Raw genomic sequence first — 18,268 nt, 5'->3', positions numbered from 1 at the left:
CTGTATGAGTGAACCGGATATACGCTCCCATATTGCGAAGGTCAATATACGTTCATATATCAATCAATCGCCATATAGGATCCTATATCGCTAATCGTCATGTATGATCCTATATAAACTCATTGCGGCTACGCAAACATCATCGGCATGTGCGATCACCCACTCGACGAGATCGTTGAGAATGACCGCGCGTTGGTCGAGACCTGGAACGACGTTGTTGGGGCCGGGAGCTGACGGAGTGTTTTTGGGGTGGTGACGCCGATAGCGGACGTTAGAGTTGTAGCGCCTAAGGTCGCCGCAGACGATTGTCCAATCGCGGCGTTCAGCTAAACCATGACACTTCTTGTATCTCAGCACGCTCTGACACGGACAGGGATCATTGCGGCCTGGTTCGCGCCCGATCCGAGACATTTTTGGTAGTTGAGCGGCCGGAGGCTGGGCATGCGGGAGCGGCGTCGAGTGGGACTTTCATATCTCCTGTGGGTCTATTTGGGTGGGGAAACGTCCAGCTTGATGCCGGTTCCCGCGACGCAATACCCAGGAGGTTGGATTTCCGCGCCATCTCCGCAAACTTAGCGGTGAGAAGTGAATCGGTGTCGGCCGGGGTGTAGAAGTCGTGAGCCGACTTGTGAAATGATGTTAATGAAAAGCCGAGCCACGCGACGGAACGCGCGGGCTATTTTCAGGCCGAAGGCTACAAAGCCCGCGCGGAAGCGCCATCATCTTCGCGCTTTTGTATTCGAAGTTGCCGGACAGTCCCGGTCTTGGCTCGCAACCAAGTCTTGGCTTGTTGCCGCCCGCTTCGATAGAAGATGCTGGTTTCGGCCATCTGGTCGCATGTCTCCTTGGTGATCGCGCTATGAACCCCAGCATTCTCGTTGTCGATGACGACCCGGACATCCGCAACGTGATCGGCATCGCACTGGAAAGGGCAGGAATGCATGTCCAGCAGGCGGCCAATGGGCGCCTGGCTCTGGAGCAGTTGCGACACCACCATGCCGACCTGGTGGTGCTGGACATTGGAATGCCTGTCATGGACGGGGTCGAATGCTGCAAGGCCATCCGCGCCGGCTCACATGTTCCGATTGTCTTCCTGACCGCGCATGACGACGAGGTCGACCGGATCGTGGGGTTCGAGCTTGGGGCGGACGATTATGTCAGCAAGCCGTTCTCGCCGCGCGAACTGCTGCTGCGGATCAAAGCCATACTGGCACGAGGCAAGCAGGCGGGCGACATCACGAGGCACGGCGACCTCAGTCTCGACAGCGAACGCCACGTCTGCTCGCTTGCCGGCAAGGATCTGCCGCTGACGGCAACGGAATTTTCGGTGCTGGAAATCCTGTCGGCCCGGCCGGGGATCGTCGTCGGCCGAGGGGCGATGATCGACAAGGCCTATGGCGGGAACAACACCTTGTCAGGACGCACGGTGGACAGCCACGTCCGCAACATCCGCGCCAAGGCCGCGGCAATTGGTTACTCTAATGTGATCGAAACGGTGAGAGGGGTGGGCTTGCGGCTTGGCAATTGTGTCGCTGGGCCCGACATCGCGTGAGCCAGATCACCCGGAAATGGCGGCCGTCCATGCCGCTGGTGGTGTCGATCGTCTGTGCAAGCCTGCTTGCGGTGCCGGTCCTGACGACACTGGCGTTGAAGATCGGAACAAACCGGCTCGTCAACGAGACGGAGGCTTCGCTGATCAAGCAAGCGGCGATCTATGCCGGCGCCTATGCCGTCACTTTCGAAGCCGGACCGCCCGAAACAGGAGGGCCGATACCTGGATACTATCTGCCGCCACCCAAGCGCATTTTCTGGAGTGCTACGTCACGAACCTTTCGACCACTCCTGAACCTTCGTCAGGATGTCGTCGACCCTGTCCGCCCCGATCCTGTGCCCACCACCGAGCAACTCGATCCGCGATATCTCAGGATTGCGCCGGGGCTGGGTGCCCTGGCTGACAATGCCAGCCGGACAACGCTTTCGACGGTCGTTTTCCTGGATCATCAAGGGATTGACCTGCTCGCTGGCGAGCCGGCGAGTTTTGCCGCGGTGCCGGAGGTCCAGCAGGCTCTGCAAGGCGATGTCGGGGCCGCACTGCGCTGGCGGAGTGACGCAGGTACGCGGTTTCGGCTGGCTGCGCTTGGTGGCGGGACAGGGTTCAGGGTGATGGTTGCCTATCCTGTCATCAGCCACAACAGGGTTATCGGCGCGGTCTACTTGTCGAGGACCGCTCCCGGGCTGACGGAGTATTTTGCCGGGGAACGCATCGCCGTCATCGTCCTTGTCGCCGTGACGCTGTTGAGCGCCGCTGTCGTGGGAACGCTGCTGGTGCGGACGGTGCTCCGTCCGATCCGCGCCTTGCGCGACCAGTCGAGAATCGTTACCGATGGTGGCCATTCCGAGCTTGCTCCGCTTGGCCATTACGGCATGCGGGAGATCGCCGAACTTGGCGAGGCCGTCATCACCATGGCCAGCACGCTGTCGCGGCGCAGCAAGGAAATCAGCATCTACACCAACCACGTTACCCACGAGCTCAAATCGCCTGTTACCTCGATCATGGGAGCTGCCGAGCTTCTCGAGGACGGCCACCTGTCCGATGATGCGCAGCAAAGGCTGATAGGCACCATCAAGACCCAGGGGGGGCGGATGGACTTGCTGCTCCACCAGCTCCGCGACATGACAAAGTCGCGCGAGGGTACGCGTGGCGAACCTGGCCCGGCGAGGAACATGCTGCCCGAGATTGCCGGCCTCGGTATCAGCCTGGCTCCCCCCGATGCGATCCTGCCTTTGTCGGTCGCGCATGGACAAACAATACTGGCGCACATGGCCCAGAATGCACGCCACCACCGGGCGACCAGGCTCGACCTCAATTGGGATGGACGCACTCTCCGGCTTTCGGACAATGGCGAGGGATTTGCCGACATCGATCTTGGCCGGTTGACCGAACCTTTCTTCACCACGCGCCGGGAAGATGGCGGGACGGGCCTCGGCCTGGCCATCGTGGTGGCCATACTGGACCTTTATGGCGCGCGGCTGACGCCGGTTGCCGCTCCGGGCGGTGCCATTTTCGAGATCGAATTCGGCTAGCTCCGGTCGGAGGCTCGCCCTGCACAGAATCTGCACGCGAGTTGCACCACTTCGAGGTCGAAAGCGCGCCGTCCGAAAACTAGACAATTGAGGGCAAACGGGCCTGCTGGCCCCGATCCACTCAAGGGTAGACCTATGAAGTTGAAACGTCTTCTTGGCGCTGTCGTAACGCTTGGTGCTGCGATTGCCGCCACATCCGCCATGGCATGGGACAATCCCGCCAATCGATACGAGAACGCCTACAAGCAATACACGGGCGCCACATGTCCACTGGCGGCGGACAAGATTGAACATTTCGTCTATTTCAGCCGGGATCGCGATGCGATCCGCGACCATGTCTTTTTGACCAGCGACCGCTTCGTCGGTGCGCAGATCATGTATTCGTGGCGCCAGCTTGAGCCGACTGAAGGACACTACGATTTCTCGCTGATCCAGTCCGACGTCGACTATCTCGCCAAGCACGGCAAGCGGCTCTTCATCCAGTTGCAGGAAGCGTCGTTCTCGCCCGAATACAAGCCGGTGCCCGACTATCTTTTGAATGGGGACTATGACGGCGGCGTCACCGCGCAACATACCGACGAACGGAGCAATCGAAGGATGGGTTGCCAAGCGCTGGAACGCCAAGGTTCAGGCGCGCTTTGCGGCACTGCTTGCGGCACTCGGCAAACAGTTCGACGGCGTGATCGAAGGCATCAACCTCCAGGAAACGGCAATCGGCGTTTCGCCGGAAACGGATTCGACCTTTACCCCGGACAAATATGTGGCAGCGCTCAAGACCAACATGCAGGCCATGAAAGCTGCCTTCCCGACCTCGACCACCATGCTCTACGCGAACTTCATGCCCGGCGAATGGCTGCCCTGGGAGGACAAGGGATATCTGCGCGGGATTTATGGGTTTGGCGACAAGATCGGCGTCGGCATGGGGGCTCCCGATCTCATGTACCAGAAAAAGGGCCAGCTCAACCATGCCCTGGCGATGATGCATGAAGGCAAGTTCACCGTGCCGCTCGGTATTGCGGTGCAGGACGGCAACTATATCGGCGAGACAGGCTCGACGAGTGTCGTGGCGAAGCGGGTGAACCTGGTGCCAAGCCTTCACGCCTTTGCGCAGGATTTCCTCAAGGTTAGCTACATGTTCTGGGTCAATCAGGAGCCATATTTCGAGGAGGACGTCCTGCCTTGCTTCTCGGCAAAGAAAGGCTGACGTGGCAGATCCCAGGCCGTGATGGCAGAGGCCGGCGTCGCAATGACAGGTGCGGTGCCGGCGCATTTCGTCGCCTGGGCTCGATGCCTGACAAGATGCCGCGCTTCTCTTGTGACGGCGCACTATTTGGGCTGCTCGAACTTCTCCAATTTTCACAGTCCTGCCAGAGATTGCGATCACCAAGCTGCGTTAGGACGCCCCTTCGACAAGATCTGCTACGTCGGCTGCGGCGTCACCTCGGGCATTGGCGCGGTGCTCTACACCGCTACGTTAGGCCCGGCTCCAATGTCGCGGTCTTCGGCATCAGCGGCTTCGGCCTGTAGTATCGCTGCCGCAGAGATCGCTTCGCCGGTTCAACATCAGTGATGCCAATCGCAGACGCAAGATCGCGTCAGAAACGTTCAAAGCAGTAGAGGGCGGCAGTGGGCCGACAGCAGACAGTCTGGTTTCGAACCTCTGATGTGGGATAGCTGCCGGCAAAAAAGCGCGTCGATCCCAGAGACGGCTTCCGCCTCACAGACAGCAATAGCTGCCATTCCTCTCCCCCACCCCATTCTCGCCGAACCATGCATGGTTAAACGATCAGACAGAAACCCATCTCATTCGGCACCTGTACGGTAGTCGCAATTACGTACCGCAGAATGTCTGCAGGACGCGCTCTTCGTCTGCTGGTGGTCGCGCGTATTCCTCCATCTCGGGCTGCTCGTCGAAAGGGCGCGCCAGGACGGCGAGCAAGCTCTGGAAAGGGCCAAAATCGCCTTCATCGGTGGCGGCGGCGATGGCGGCTTCGACACGGTGATTGCGTGCTATGTACTTCGGGTTCACCGCGCGCATCCGAGCAGTGCGGTCGGCTGCATTCTCCGGCTCGAGAGCCAGCCGTTCGCGCCAGCGCGAAGCCCAGCTATCGAAAGCAGTTGGGTCGATGAAGTGGTTGCGTACTCGGCCGGAGCCGTCGACCTCATGAGCGAGATCGCGAAATGTAAGGGTGAAATCCGCCCCGTTGCGCGCCATCAGGTCAAGCAGTTCGGCAGCAAGATCAAGGTCGCCCGGCTGTTCGGTAAGCAGCCCGATCTTGTGGCGAATGCCTTCATGAAACGCAGCCTCGTAGCGTGCCTGGAACGATCCGATCGCCGCTTTCGCCTGCTCAAAGCCGTCATCGTCTCCACCTGCTTCGCTTCCCAGAATGGGCAGCAGCGCTTCGGCCAGTCGCGCCAGGTTCCAGACGGTGATGCGGGGCTGGTTTGCAAACGCGTAGCGGCCTTGATGGTCGATGGAACTGAACACAGTCGCCGGATGATAGGCGTCCATGAACGCACATGGACCATAATCGATCGTCTCGCCAGAAATTGCGACGTTGTCGGTATTGAGGACGCCATGGACAAAGCCGACCAGCATCCATTGTGCCACCAGCTTCGCCTGCGCTGCTACAACGGCGTTGAGGAAGCCAAGGTAGCGACGGGGGACTTCGGCGAGATGCGGATAGTGCCGCGCAATTGCGTAGTCCGCCAACGCCCTCAGGCCGTCGATGTCTTCCCGCACGGCAAGGTACTGGAACGTGCCGACGCGGATGTGGCTGGCGGCAACGCGCGCTATCAGCGCTCCGGGAAGCCTGGTTTCGCGGTAGACGTGCTCGCCAGTGGCAACCAGCGATAGGGTACGCGTGGTTGGGATCCCGAGTGCGTGCATCGCCTCGCTGACGATGTACTCGCGCATCATCGGTCCGAGCGCTGCGCGCCCATCGCCATTGCGGGAAAACCGGGTCGGACCGGAGCCCTTCAATTGAACGTCGCGCAATTGGCCGCTGCCATCGAGCAACTCTCCGACGAGGACAGCACGACCGTCGCCAAGCTGCGGCACGAAGTTGCCGAACTGGTGACCCGCATAGGCCTGGGCGATGGGGCGCACGTCAGCGGGGAAGCGGCTTCCGGCCAGCATTTCGATACCGTCAGGACTACGCAACCAGCCGATGTCGAGGCCTAGTTCCGCCGCCAGTGTTTCATTCAGTTCAAGCAGACGCGGTGTCGAAACCGAGGATGGATCCGGACGGGCGTAAAGCCGTTCGGGGAGGTCGGCCGCATATGTGTGTCGGAACCGGGGACTGCGCATGACATCTCGGGGCTTGTTCAGGTTACCAGTAAATAGGGATGCCGCGGGTCGCGAGCCAACAATTTGAGAGGGGCTGTTGGGTCGCAACCCAATCGAAGTTTCTGATATTGGACGTCCAGCCAGGAAGCTGCTGTCAGTTATCACCGTAGCGTCATTCCATATCTAGAAGGAAGCGAGCGGCCGAGGGTCTGATGCGTACTCTTGACGTAGTCCTCGTTCTGGGTCCCCAAGCGCAGACCAACGACTCCGAAGTCAGCATTTCTCGCCAGTGCCAGCTAGGACTGATAGTTGTGGGCTCTATGAACACTCTCGGCGTGATCTCAGATACTCACGGCCTTCTGCGTGAGGACGCTGTTGCGCTTCTCCAAGGCGTCGACCACATCGTCCATGCGGGCGACATTGGAAACCCCACCATCATTGAGAGATTGGAACGTGTTGCGCCAGTGTCGGCAATTCGCGGCAATGTCGATGTCGAGCCGTGGGCGTCTATGTTGCCAGATATCCTTCAAGTGACGCTTTTCGGACAGAAGATATTCGTGATCCACGACCGAAAGGATATGACGTTTGCTCCAGCCATGATGGGCATCAATCTCGTGATTTCTGGTCATTCTCATCGTGCCAGTATCGAGAGCCGCGATGACGCTATTTATCTCAACCCGGGCAGTGCAGGCCCGCGCAGGTTCAGGCTGCCCATCACCTTGGCAATGGTCCAGATCATCCACGGGCGATTGGTGCCCAAGATTTACGAGATTGCCTCAGATCTTCACTAAAGCCGTCAGCATGTCAGACAAGGGGCAGGCAGCGGTCGGTCCGCTATCGGAGCGAGCTCGGCGGATAGCTGCCATTCGGCAACCGACCTCTTCCAAGACATTCATTAGCTGATCGCTTATCCGCAAACCGGGCATAGATTGTGGTAGGAGCAGGTCGCCGGTATCGGAACTTTTGCGGCAGCCGCCTGAATCCTGCAAGACGCCCACGAAGCCCTGAGGTAGGGCATACCTCTATCCCTTCACGTATCCTAGACCCTCAACGATCTTTCCGTCCCGGATGCGCATGATGTTTACCCCTCGAACCCGGTCCGGGTCACTCTCGCTCCAACGAAGCTGCCAGCGAACAATCCCGCGATCCTCGCTGGTCCAGATTTCTTCGGTTTCGAAGTCAAGGTTCGCGGAGGATGCGATCCCTTTCCAGAAAGCGAGGCAGGCATCGCGTCCCTCGTAGCGCGCGCCATCCGGAGCGGGAGCCGTATTTTCGAGAAAACAGCTCTCGCCGATCAGGTCATCCAGGTCCTCCGGGCGATGCTTTTTGAACGCATTATTGAACCGATCTATGATTTCGCGCGTGGTCTTGCTGTCTGTGTTCATTTTTCACCTCTTGAGATCAGGGGTTAGAAAGGTTCTTCGGCCTTCTCGGTGCGATAGAGGCTTACGGCCACCTCCCGGGGTCTTCCCTTCGGCCTCTTCGCGACCTTGCGCCAGGCGTCCAGCGCGGTCTGGTCACACCAGCATTCGAAGAGATTGACGCGCTCCGGATCGACCGCGTCCGCGCTTATGGAGAAGTCGATACAGCCTTCATATGCCCTCGCGCGTTCGACCATTCCACTAAAGGCTTTCACGGCGTCATCCCGCTTTTCAGCGTCGGTCCGGGTGTAGCCAGCGATGATAATCATGAGCTTTCCTCCTTGAAACGCCGGTGGGTTGTTGCTGTCATTCAGGTAGCGGCGCAGACTGGCCGGCGATTTTTGAGTAACCCAGCGCCTCGATGATTAGGCCATCACGGACGTGCATCAGGTTGACGCCCCGGACCGAGTCCCCGGAGCCAAAGTTGAAACGCCAACGGATGATGGCGCGGTCGCCCATTGCGATAGTGTCTTCGACGTCGAAATGGGCAACCGGGTCTTTGGCCAGGGCCTCCCAGAACGCGAGGCAGGCGTCATAGCCTTCGTATCTCGTTCCATTGGGTGCAGGCTGAATCGACTCCATGACGCATTCCGGTGCGATCAGGTCTTTGAGGATCGCGGGCTCATGATCGCGGAACGCCTGATTGAACCGGCGCATAATCTCGGTTGTCTCGCTCGTCAGCATAACTCTCTCCTAGACAGACAGGTCTGTCTGCTTGAAATATACAGACCTGTCTGTTATAGTCAAGCATATGAACAAGACCGTTTCTGGAGCAAGCACCGCACGCCGCCGCCTGCTCGATACCGCTACCCATCTCTTCTACACAGAGGGCATTCGTGCAGTCGGCATCGATCGCATCATCGCGGAGGCGGGCGTGGCCAAGGCGACGTTCTACAATCACTTCCCGTCGAAGGATGATCTCGTCCTCGCCTATATCGAGGAGCAGGATCAGCTTGGGCGGGACGCCGTATCAGCGCTCCCCGAGCAACCGCCGCGCGCGATGATCGTGGCTATCATGGGGCGCATCAGCGAGGCCGTGGTCGCGGGAAGTTGGCGTGGGTGTCCGTTTCTCAACGCGGCGGCCGAGTATCCCGATCCGACCAGCCCCGTGCGGCAGGCCATTAAAACGCGCCGCGCGTGGCATCATGACTATCTCCAGAGGCTTCTTGCGGCCGATGGCGATGCGAACCCTTCCGTCACCGCTTCGTTGCTCGTCGCTCTCTCGGACGGTCTGCTCGAGACGGCATATCTTGATGACCCCAAGGGCGTTCCCGCTCTTGTCGCCGAAACGCTAGATAGGTTGCTGGTCCGGCGTTGAATCAAGCGTTGATCGCCAGTTGCGCGGCGAAAGCTCGACGATAGGTCGGTCGGGCTTCGCCGCGAGCGACGTAAGCGGCTAGGTTCGGATATTCGTCCAAGATGCCCGACATTCTCAATCGGAGCAGCACCGACACCATCAACAGGTCGCCCGCGCTGAATGCGCCGTCGAGCCAATCGGCATCGCCCAGGCGAGTGGACAGTTGTTCCAGCCGGGGACGGATGCGCTTAATAACCAGCGGCAGGCGCTCCTGGCTCCAAGACCTGTTGCCCTCAACTATTCTGGCAGTAACAAGGTCGAGGATCGGCGGCTCTACGGTGTTGAGGGCGGCAAACATCCACGTGATAGCGCGCGCCCGGGCATTTGCCACTTTGGGCAGCAGACCAGCATGCTGTTCCGCAATGTGGAAGACGATCGCGCCTGTCTCAAACAAGGTAAGATCGCCTTCTTCATAGGTGGGTATCTGGCCGAAAGGATGAAGAGCGAGATGCGCGGGCTTCTTCATCTCGGCGAAAGAAACCAAGCGAACTTCGTAAGGCTGGCCCACTTCTTCAAGTGCCCAGCGCACACGTGTATCTCGCGCCAGTCCTTTGCCGCCATCAAGCGACCGTTCAAAGACGGTAATGGTGCCGGTCATTGCGTCTGTCTCCATGCTTGATCCCATGCGTTGGCCCACAGAATGATGACGAATGAGATTGCCGGAAACCGACATGTACCTTGAAATACATCGCTGGAGCGCACATTGCTGCCGCCGGCCGAAGTCTTGGCAGACGCATGACCAGAAAGACGATGCGGCTCATACCTGTCCCAGGTTTCGCGATTTTCGCAACAGCAGCTTGCTAGCAAGCTGCTGTCCAGATCAGCTTGTCTCTTTCAATGGCCAAACTTCAACGACGCCATGCGCCACCGCACAGGGCACGTGCGAAACCTTCTCGATGGCGGCGGCCAGATCGGGGGCCTCGATGATGGCAAACCCCGCAATAGGCAAGGCCGACGACATGAACGGTCCATCGCGCGTTTCCATGTCGCGGGCCTCTGGATTGCGGACCTGCACCGGTGTGCCGGCTATCCCTATCACTGCGCCTTCGGACCGCAGTTTTGCGTCCTGTAAATGGGCAGCGTCCCTGACAGATTGGGGTGTGCGGTGGTAGCCGGCAGCGTCGCCATATCCAATTGTGATGAACGTGGGCATAGTCTGGTCTCCTTCCAGGGGGTTGACCTGCGGCTTCGGCCACAGCGGCGTCATAGGCAGCTCACAGACGGTCCGACACTCTGCGGCCAGATTGATTGCGCAATTGGATCGCATCGTCATCATCGCAAATCCGATTGCATAGTGCAACCGGTTATAGTGCGATACATGCCGGAGGGCTTATGCAGGCAAGAGATGGGTAGCTGTGGTCGAGAAATTTCAAGGCGCGTGCCTGGGGCGATCTCAGCCGCCGTCGTGCGTAGGGCGAGAAGGTCGACGAAAAGGACGTGAAGAAGCACCGAAACGATGTTGCGCGTCTGTTGCAGCTCCTAAGCGCGGAGGCGACGTTCGACCTGCCCGAGACGATCAGGGCCGATATGCAAGCGTTCGTCGACGTTCTTGCCGGGCAGGACGATTTCACGCCGAAGCAGTTTGGGGGCGCGATAACGAGAGAGGTCGTGATCAGCTGCGCCGTGCATATAGGCTCTGAGATTTCGACCTGAAATACGCACGTCAATTCGCGCTGCGAGTACGGTTCTTCAAATGCCTGATCAAGAAGGAACTGGGTCTATCTCGCCAGTAAACGAACGATCGCAGACCTGACTCTCCGCCCCGAAGAGGACGTTCCGCTTTGGGGCGGAGAACGGACTGTCCGGTTGCGGCTGGGAGTTGCGATAAGCTGTCGTTCTGCAGCTGACGCCAATTGCGGACGTTCACAACATGCCATAGTGAACAGAAAGCGGTCCATCCTGAAGCAGCGGCCTGCGTTTATGGCCTTCGCAGAAATCAAGCGTAGAAGTGTCGCTTACTGGTTTTTTGCGACAAAGACCGTCGAGAAATAAGATATGCGAATAGTGATTACTGGTAGCTCCGGGCGGGTTGGGCGCGCTGTTTTCAGCGCTTTGGCAAGCGACAACGAGGTGGTTGGTATTGACCGCTCACCTTTCTCAACCACTCATCTTGTAGGAGACTTCGCCGATGAACGGCTGTTGAGATCCGCGTTTGAGGGGGCTGATGCGGTAGTTCATACGGCCGCGCTGCACGCACCCCATGTCGGCCTTGCTCCGGATGAGGAGTTTTATCGTATCAACGTAGAGGGAACTCGCCTTGTCGCAAAAGTTGCGCTTGCCTCAGGTGTGAAACGACTGGTTTTCACCAGCACAACGGCCTTGTATGGCGACGCCGTTGCCTCTGGTTGCTGCACTTGGATCGATGAAAATACCCCTCCGGAGCCCAAGAGCATCTATCACCGCACGAAGCTTGAAGCAGAGCGGTCTTGGAAGACCTGGCGTGCCCAAATTTGGATGTGCGCGTATTGCGAATGTCGCGGAGTTTTCCAGAACCGTGCGACGTGATGGCTTCATACAGACTGCATCGCGGCGTCGACGTTCGAGATGTTGCAGACGCCCATATGTTGGCCCTGCACAACGAAGGAGCGCATTTCCAACGCTATATTATCTCGGCCGCCACCCCATTTGTCAGTCAGGACTGTAATGCCCTCGCGCATGATGCGGCATCCATCATTAGACTTCGAGCGCCGTCCCTTGCTGCCGAATTCGACCGGCGAGGATGGATCCTGCCGAACTCCATAGACCGCGTGTATTGCTCCGTTAAAGCCATACGTCGGCTTGCTTGGGTGCCGCAGTTTGGGTTTGAAGAGGTTCTTGCGCAGATGGATCGGCGCAGCTTGGAAGTGCTTCCCGCCGGTTCGCGCATCAGTAGGAAGCCTGAGTAACCTGTCTCGCTGCAAAGATTGAGGAAACATGTGGAGCATAGTTCGGGATATTGCGACATCCACAGGCAGCTCTCCGAACTTCTCTGGCCACGACCCGACAAACCGCAACCACCCCACACAGCCGTTGGCGTTGCCACGGTGTAGTACCGTTTTGAATCTTCTCCGGCGCGCCACGCCCGATGATGATCACACTACGTCTAGGCTATAGCCCTCTAACGCCGCATTTTTCGCATCGCCGCCCTCCCCTTTTTTAAGCGAAGTGTATCACCAACTGCGCCGTAGGATTGTATTGCCTCGTGTTTCATGCCAGTGACCGGCGAAGACGCAGAATGGGCGGGCCGCGATATGGGATTTTCCTCCTCGCGGTATTCTGTGTGCATGGGGCGTGATATTGTATAAGAATTTGCTTGATAAGTCAGGCCTTTCGCGCGGGCACCGCGCCAAGCTGGCGTTTTTCCCGACGTTTCTGGTCTTGATCTGGCTGATCGTCCTATGGCCGGCAACGGCGGCTCAGGCGGCTTGCACCTCCCCACAGACGGCAACCATAACCTCGGGCGGTACGGCAACCTTTAGTTGTGCGGATTTCGGCTTTGATTCGCCGGCCAACGTATTGCCGTCCCATGGCAGCCTGACCTTCGGAATACCGGCGCTCATCTACACCAACAATGGTGACGGCGCGACATCCGACACGTTCATCGTCAAGGATGACTCCGCAGTACCGATTACATTCAACATTACAATCAATCCCTCGACCTCCCCCCTGACGGTCACACCTTCAAGCGTTGCCACGCCGGCGATCGGCACGTCCTATAATCAGGCACTCAGTACGACTGGCGGAACCAGCCCCTATACCTATTCACTCGTGGCAGGCAGCAATCTGCCGCCCGGCCTCACCCTTTCCTCCGCCGGTGTCATCTCCGGCACGCCGACCGGCTCGGGTCACTACAACTTTAACGTCCGCGTGACCGATTCGGCGACGCCGACGGCCAATACGCTCGACAAGGCCTACAGCGTCTTCATCGCTGCGCCTGCCATCGACGTGACGCCTGACAGCCCGCCGGACGGTGGTGTCGGCACGGCCTACAGCGTGCAGTTTTCGGCAAGCGGCGGCACCCCGGATTACACCTATACCCGCGACAGCGGCAGCCTGCCCCCGGGCTTAAGTCTCTCAGGCAGCGGTCGCCTGTCCGGCACACCATCGGCGGTCGGCAGTTCGACTTTCAAATTGAAGGTCCAGGACAGCACCACCATCTCGACCGGCGGCGTGCACTTCCTCCTGCAAGACGTTACCGTCACCATCAATGCCGTCCCCCCGGTGTCGCTGACGCCGACAAGCGGCACAGCGCTTTCGGCCGGCGTGGTGGGTACCTCCTACTCCAACGCATCGATCTCGGCGACCGGCGGTGTCGGCACTATCACCTATGCCGTAACCTCCGGCTCGGTGCCGGCGGGGCTCACCCTCAACACATCAACCGGTGCGATAACGGGTACGCCGACAGCCGGGGCACTTGGAACGACGAACTTCACGGTGACGTCAACGGCCGCAACGGCCGGATCGGCCGCCGCCAGCTATTCGATCACGGTGACGGCGCCCCCCGTGGTGCTGACGCCGACTACCGGCACAGCCCTGACCGCCGGCGTGGTCGGCTCGTCCTACTCGAATACGTCCATTTCGGCGACCGGCGGTGTCGGCGCGATCACCTATGCCGTAACCTCCGGCTCTGTGCCGGCGGGACTCACTCTCAACACATCGACAGGTGCGATAACGGGTACGCCGACAGCCGGGGCACTTGGAACGACGAACTTCACGGTGACGGCAACGGCCGCAACGGCCGGGTCGGCCGCCGCCAGCTATTCGATCACGATCACTGCGCCACCTTTGGTCCTGGCCCCGGTCGGCGGTCCATTGACATCAGGCACGGCGGGTGTCGCCTATTCGACCACCATTTCGGCGACGGGCGGCGTGGGAACCATCACCTATGCTCTGACGGCAGGTGCGTTTCCGCCAGGGCTCACTATGAATACGTCGACCGGAGCAATTAGCGGCACGCCGACCGCTATCGGCACGTTCAATTTCACCATTGCGGCGACTGCCGCGACAAGCGGCTCGGTTGCAGAGACCTATCAGATCGCGATCGTCGGGCCGCCACTGAATCTCTCGCCGGCGTCAGGCACTGCATTGACCAGCGGCGTTGTCGGTTCGGCCTATACGGACACGTCGATCTCGGCGAGTTCCCCCTTGGGTGGGGTTACCTTCTCAGCAAGCGGACTTCCGGACGGCCTGACGATTAACGCTTTAACGGGCGAGATCACAGGCACGCCAACGGCCGCCGCCGTTGGCACCGCAAGCGTCGACGTCGAGGTAATGTCGATGTTCGGCAACGTGGAGCAAGCCACCTATCCGATAACAATTGTGGCGCCATCGGTGGTGCTGATGCCGATGACCGGCACGGCCCTGACCGCCGGTGTGGTGGGCTCTTCCTACTCGAACACGTCCATTTCGGCGACGGGCGGTGCCGGAACAATCACCTATGCCCTCACCTCCGGTTCGGTGCCGGCGGGGCTCGCGATCAACACATCGACCGGTGCGATAACGGGCACGCCAACAGCCGGGGCGCTTGGGACGACGAACTTCACGGTGACGGCAACGGCCGCAACGGCCGGGTCCGCCGCCGCCATCTATTCGATCACGATCACCGCGCCGTCGGTGGTGCTGACACCAGCAACCGGTTCGGCGCTTTCGGCCGGTACGGTCGGTGTGGCCTATTCGGACACTTCGATTTCGGCGAGTGGCGGCGTGGGGACCATTGGCTATGCGGTGACGGCCGGCGCACTTCCCGGCGGCCTGAACCTCAATGCTTCGACAGGTGCGATCAGTGGCACGCCAACGGCGAGCGGTGATTTTTCCGTCACCGTTACAGCGACGGATACTGTCGGCACGACCGGTTCGGCCGGCTATTCGCTGAATATCAAGCCGTCCAAGGTGACATTCGTCTTCACCCCGCCAGGCGGTGCGTTGGATGAAGCGATGGCAGGCGAAGACTACCGCCAATCGATCACCGCAAAGGGCGGAACGGGGGCGCTGATCTACAGTGTCGTTTCAGGCAGCTTGCCGAAAGGCCTGGTGTTGAACATCTCGACCGGCGAACTCACTGGCCCGCTTTCCGTCGACGCTGCCGGCACGCATAGCTTTGCCATTCAGGTGCGCGATGGCACTGGTGCTACCGGCGAGGCGACGTTCACCTTGCAGGTGACGCGACAGGCAGCCACGGTTGCCAACCTCATCGTGGATGTCCCGGCCGGTGGGACGCCTGCAAATGTGTACCTCAACCGCGGTGCGACGGGCGGTCCTTTCACGGGGGCTGAGCTTGCCTTTGTCGAGCCGGCGAATGCCGGCACTGCGACGATCATTCGCGGCGAGGTGGCGGCGGTTGGTGCTGCCGCAGCCCCTGCCGGTTGGTATTTGCAATACAAGCCCGATCCCGCCTATTCCGGCGAGGTGCAGGTCGGCTACAGGCTGATCAGCGCGCTCGGTACGTCCAATACCGGGGTCGTCACCTACCGGCTGGCGCTTGATGCGGACAGGGTCGCCGAGGACATCGATGCATTGGTACGTGGCTTCGTCGAGACGCGGCAGAACATGATCTCCTCGGCCATCAAGGTTCCGGGGCTTCTGGAGCGCCGCCAGATAGAAGCGGCGACCGATCCGGTCACCGCGCGCATGATGCCGTCGGAGGAGGGCATGGAGGGGAGCGTTTCCACCAGCCTGCGGCAGATAGAGGCGACGCGCGACAATGCCGACGGCGTAAGTGCAGCAGTGTCCTCGCCGTTCAACATCTGGATCGACGGCACCTTCCTGGTGCACAACCGGGATAACAGTGATGGTCGCTGGGGCAGCTTCGCGATGATCAATACCGGCGCCGACTATCTCCTGACGGAAAAGGCGCTTGTGGGTCTGTCCTTCCACTATGACCGGATGAGCGACCCAAGCGATGTGGATGCAGAACTGACCGGCAACGGCTGGCTTGCGGGTCCCTATGCCTCGTTCGAGATCGCCCGCAACATCTTCTGGAACGCCAGCCTGCGTTACGGCGGCTCATCCAACGATATCGACACAGCGTTCTGGGACGGCACGTTCAACACGACACGCTGGCTGGCCGACACCGCACTCGAGGGGCAATGGGATATCGACGAAGCGACGACCTTCACGCCGAAACTGCGTATCCTGTATTTCTCCGAAAGCGTTGACGACTATATGGTTCGAAACGGAGCCGGGGAAACGGTGGATATCAGGGGGTTCGACGAGGAGCAGTTCCGTGTCAGCCTGGGCGCGGAGGTCGCGCGGTCGTTCACGCTGGAAAACGGCACTCAAATGACACCGACGCTGGGCGTGACGGGCGGCTACTCTGGCCTCGATGGGTCGGGAGCCTTCGGCTCACTGACGGCTGGGGTTTCTTTGCAGACCGCGGACCTGTGGATGCTGGACCTGAGCCTGCTGCTCAACGTCGCCGACGGCAGCGAGACATCCACCGGTGGACGCGTGCGGGCTGCAAAGCAGTTCTGAGGAGCGCAATCCCGTTTCGACAGGATGAGACGGAAGCGCCGTTGGCATGTCACCGCGAACTGAGAACTGCCGCCATGTGGTCGTCGCCGACGGTCGTCCCGATGCTGCCGCGGCCGCGTTGAGCTTCGTGCGATCAGATAGTTCGTGATGTAGCGGCGCCGAAGCGCGCGGCACAGCCGCGAAACGAAGATAGGCGGGCCGGCGAGACGTTTGCTGGCCGCCGCCTAGTTGGGTTATGGACGATGTCCGTTTTCAGACGTCGGACGATGTAGCTCTAACGACCGACATGAAGGCGCAAAGCTTCAGTTCAGGTTGCGCCTAACGTAAGTCCAATACGGGTAACCCTTATCGAACCAATTCTCCGTATCCATCCACGTCGCACGCCTTGATCAAGCGCTTGCTCAGATGTGGTGCCGGACTTATTCTGAACAGTCGCGGGCCTGCCCCAGCGCGCAACAGGGTGGAAGGCCCGGCGACACAGGGAGGTTATCATGAAACTCGCATCGGCGTTTGCGATCGGCCTGATTGGTTTCTCCGGCATCGCTTCCCTTGCCTCGGCAGAGGATGCGCACACAATGGTAGCGCCCAATGATATCAAGTGGGCCCCGGCCCCCAAAGTGCTTCCTGCCGGAGCAGAAGCGGCGGTCTTGTTCGGCGATCCGACTAAGGAAGGTTTGTTTGCCCTTCGGCTCAAAGTTCCGTCTGGGTATGCGATCCCACCGCACACACATCCTGCGGATGAGATGGTCACCGTCATATCAGGGACCACTAATCTTGGAATGGGCGAAACTGCTGATCGGAGCGCCACTAAGGCACTGCCTGCGGGCAGCTTCTTCGCGCTGCCGCCCGGCACGCCGCATTTCGTTTACTTCGACCAGGAGACTGTCGTCCAAATCACCACCAATGGCCCTTGGGGCATCAAGTACGTCAATCCGGCAGACGATCCTCAAAAGACGCAATAGCCGGCCGATCGGGCGGGGCCGGATCGGGTAGCTGCACGTCGTCATCAACGACGAGAAAGATACGGCGGTGCCGCCCGACGCACAGCTGCGTTTTTGGATGCCTCAAGGCGCAGCTGCAGTTCATCGGATCTGCTCTTACTGACGGACACGCGTTGCCCGTTTTGGCGCCCTTTTATGTCTGCCGGTGGGGCCTTAATAATTTGGTTGCAGCCTCAATCTCTGAGTTCGTGCAGTCGAAACGCGTTCGCGACGAGCCACGGGGTCGAGGACCCCATAGGTGACGTGTTCCCGTTTCCCGTTGTGCATCTCACGCTCAACAATGCCTTTGGCGACTTCGTCCGCAGTGAGGGCGCAGCGGTCATTCCCTCCGAATGGTCGGGCGGTTCTCATTGGGCGGCCTTCCGGACAGTTGCGGTGCAAAGCCTCATGGCAACCCCCTGCCCGTGCGTCTGTCGCTATCCCCAATCTCGTCAGTTCCTGCCTGTATTTCTCCGAGCGCCATTGCTTTTGTCACTGCTCGCGAGACGTTGTTTGCTCCGAGCTTTTCACGGATATGGCGGAGATGGGCTTGAACTGTAAATTTTGACACATTCAGTATGATCGCTGTTTCTCCAGCGGTCTTGCCCTGGGCATTCCACTGGAGAACCTCGGCTTCTCGTTGCCCTAGGGTCGGGCCGCGTTCGGGTTCAAGTCGTCCTTCAAGCCG

The 18,268-nt window shown here is 59.8% G+C and carries 17 protein-coding genes and 1 pseudogene; 10 read left to right on the top strand and 8 right to left on the bottom strand.

The features are described from left to right. Positions 1-90 precede the first annotated feature (90 nt). Positions 91-411 carry an SEC-C metal-binding domain-containing protein gene (locus AC1DLV_RS29040; RefSeq protein ID WP_476803262.1) on the bottom strand — a complete coding sequence of 107 codons (321 nt, stop codon included), beginning with the start codon at positions 409-411 and terminating at the stop codon, positions 91-93. A 448-nt stretch (positions 412-859) separates the two neighbouring features. On the opposite strand from AC1DLV_RS29040, the gene AC1DLV_RS29035 reads away from it, so the two are divergent. The 4 genes and pseudogenes from AC1DLV_RS29035 to AC1DLV_RS29020 form a co-directional block, all read left to right on the top strand. Next, entirely contained in the window at positions 860-1,552 is a 693-nt protein-coding gene (locus tag AC1DLV_RS29035) for a response regulator transcription factor (RefSeq protein WP_476803273.1), read from the top strand. Further along, positions 1,549-3,084 carry a histidine kinase dimerization/phospho-acceptor domain-containing protein gene (locus AC1DLV_RS29030; protein WP_476836322.1) on the top strand — a complete coding sequence of 512 codons (1,536 nt, stop codon included), beginning with the start codon at positions 1,549-1,551 and terminating at the stop codon, positions 3,082-3,084. Before AC1DLV_RS29035 ends, AC1DLV_RS29030 begins: the two co-directional genes overlap by 4 nt. A gap of 547 nt (positions 3,085-3,631) precedes the next feature. Next, positions 3,632-4,288 carry a hypothetical protein gene (locus AC1DLV_RS29025; RefSeq protein WP_476803260.1) on the top strand — a complete coding sequence of 219 codons (657 nt, stop codon included), beginning with the start codon at positions 3,632-3,634 and terminating at the stop codon, positions 4,286-4,288. Positions 4,289-4,365: 77 nt separating this feature from the next. Beyond that, positions 4,366-4,608 (top strand): annotated as a pseudogene (locus AC1DLV_RS29020) (S-(hydroxymethyl)glutathione dehydrogenase); the annotation flags it as partial. 307 nt (positions 4,609-4,915) lie between these two features. Here the strand turns inward: AC1DLV_RS29020 and AC1DLV_RS29015 are convergent. Further along, positions 4,916-6,394 (bottom strand): protein adenylyltransferase SelO, encoded by a 1,479-nt coding sequence (locus AC1DLV_RS29015; protein WP_476803259.1) that lies wholly within the window; start codon positions 6,392-6,394, stop codon positions 4,916-4,918. Positions 6,395-6,585: 191 nt separating this feature from the next. Here AC1DLV_RS29015 and AC1DLV_RS29010 point away from each other — a divergent pair, with 191 nt between their 5' ends. Beyond that, complete coding sequence (locus AC1DLV_RS29010) at positions 6,586-7,164, top strand: metallophosphoesterase family protein (RefSeq protein WP_476803258.1); 579 nt, start codon at positions 6,586-6,588, stop codon at positions 7,162-7,164. A 231-nt stretch (positions 7,165-7,395) separates the two neighbouring features. Here the strand turns inward: AC1DLV_RS29010 and AC1DLV_RS29005 are convergent, their stop codons facing one another. The 3 genes from AC1DLV_RS29005 to AC1DLV_RS28995 are packed head-to-tail and all read right to left on the bottom strand — an operon-like array spanning position 7,396 to position 8,478. Beyond that, positions 7,396-7,758 (bottom strand): nuclear transport factor 2 family protein, encoded by a 363-nt coding sequence (locus AC1DLV_RS29005; RefSeq protein WP_476803257.1) that lies wholly within the window; start codon positions 7,756-7,758, stop codon positions 7,396-7,398. A gap of 23 nt (positions 7,759-7,781) precedes the next feature. Then, complete coding sequence (locus AC1DLV_RS29000) at positions 7,782-8,063, bottom strand: putative quinol monooxygenase (RefSeq protein WP_476803256.1); 282 nt, start codon at positions 8,061-8,063, stop codon at positions 7,782-7,784. A gap of 37 nt (positions 8,064-8,100) precedes the next feature. Further along, the gene (locus AC1DLV_RS28995) at positions 8,101-8,478 is read right to left on the bottom strand and encodes a nuclear transport factor 2 family protein (RefSeq protein WP_476803255.1); all 378 of its coding nucleotides are present in this window, start codon (positions 8,476-8,478) and stop codon (positions 8,101-8,103) included. 67 nt (positions 8,479-8,545) lie between these two features. On the opposite strand from AC1DLV_RS28995, the gene AC1DLV_RS28990 reads away from it, so the two are divergent. Continuing rightward, a complete protein-coding gene (locus AC1DLV_RS28990; protein WP_476803254.1) occupies positions 8,546-9,112 on the top strand; it encodes a TetR/AcrR family transcriptional regulator in 567 nt (188 codons plus the stop codon). Position 9,113: 1 nt separating this feature from the next. On the opposite strand, the gene AC1DLV_RS28985 is transcribed toward AC1DLV_RS28990, so the two are convergent. Both AC1DLV_RS28985 and AC1DLV_RS28980 read right to left on the bottom strand, forming a co-directional pair. After that, entirely contained in the window at positions 9,114-9,749 is a 636-nt protein-coding gene (locus AC1DLV_RS28985; RefSeq protein ID WP_476803253.1) for a glutathione S-transferase family protein, read from the bottom strand. Between the two features lie 222 nt (positions 9,750-9,971). Continuing rightward, on the bottom strand, positions 9,972-10,358 hold the full coding sequence (locus AC1DLV_RS28980; protein ID WP_476803252.1) for a YciI family protein: 387 nt from the start codon (positions 10,356-10,358) through the stop codon (positions 9,972-9,974). A gap of 230 nt (positions 10,359-10,588) precedes the next feature. On the opposite strand from AC1DLV_RS28980, the gene AC1DLV_RS28975 reads away from it, so the two are divergent. From AC1DLV_RS28975 to AC1DLV_RS28960, 4 genes are all read left to right on the top strand, one after another. Next, positions 10,589-10,804 carry a hypothetical protein gene (locus tag AC1DLV_RS28975; protein ID WP_476803251.1) on the top strand — a complete coding sequence of 72 codons (216 nt, stop codon included), beginning with the start codon at positions 10,589-10,591 and terminating at the stop codon, positions 10,802-10,804. A 342-nt stretch (positions 10,805-11,146) separates the two neighbouring features. Next, a complete protein-coding gene (locus tag AC1DLV_RS28970) occupies positions 11,147-11,656 on the top strand; it encodes an NAD-dependent epimerase/dehydratase family protein (RefSeq protein WP_476803250.1) in 510 nt (169 codons plus the stop codon). A gap of 771 nt (positions 11,657-12,427) precedes the next feature. Next, a complete protein-coding gene (locus tag AC1DLV_RS28965; protein WP_476803249.1) occupies positions 12,428-16,600 on the top strand; it encodes a putative Ig domain-containing protein in 4,173 nt (1,390 codons plus the stop codon). A 491-nt stretch (positions 16,601-17,091) separates the two neighbouring features. Then, the gene (locus AC1DLV_RS28960) at positions 17,092-17,562 is read left to right on the top strand and encodes a cupin domain-containing protein (protein WP_476803248.1); all 471 of its coding nucleotides are present in this window, start codon (positions 17,092-17,094) and stop codon (positions 17,560-17,562) included. 424 nt (positions 17,563-17,986) lie between these two features. Here the strand turns inward: AC1DLV_RS28960 and AC1DLV_RS28955 are convergent. Beyond that, on the bottom strand, positions 17,987-18,268 hold a 282-nt coding region (locus AC1DLV_RS28955; protein ID WP_476836321.1), incomplete at its 5' end, for a LuxR C-terminal-related transcriptional regulator.

The sequence above is a fragment of the Aminobacter sp. 01T433 genome (assembly GCF_056398585.1).
This window is presented reverse-complemented; position numbering and strand designations above follow the sequence as displayed.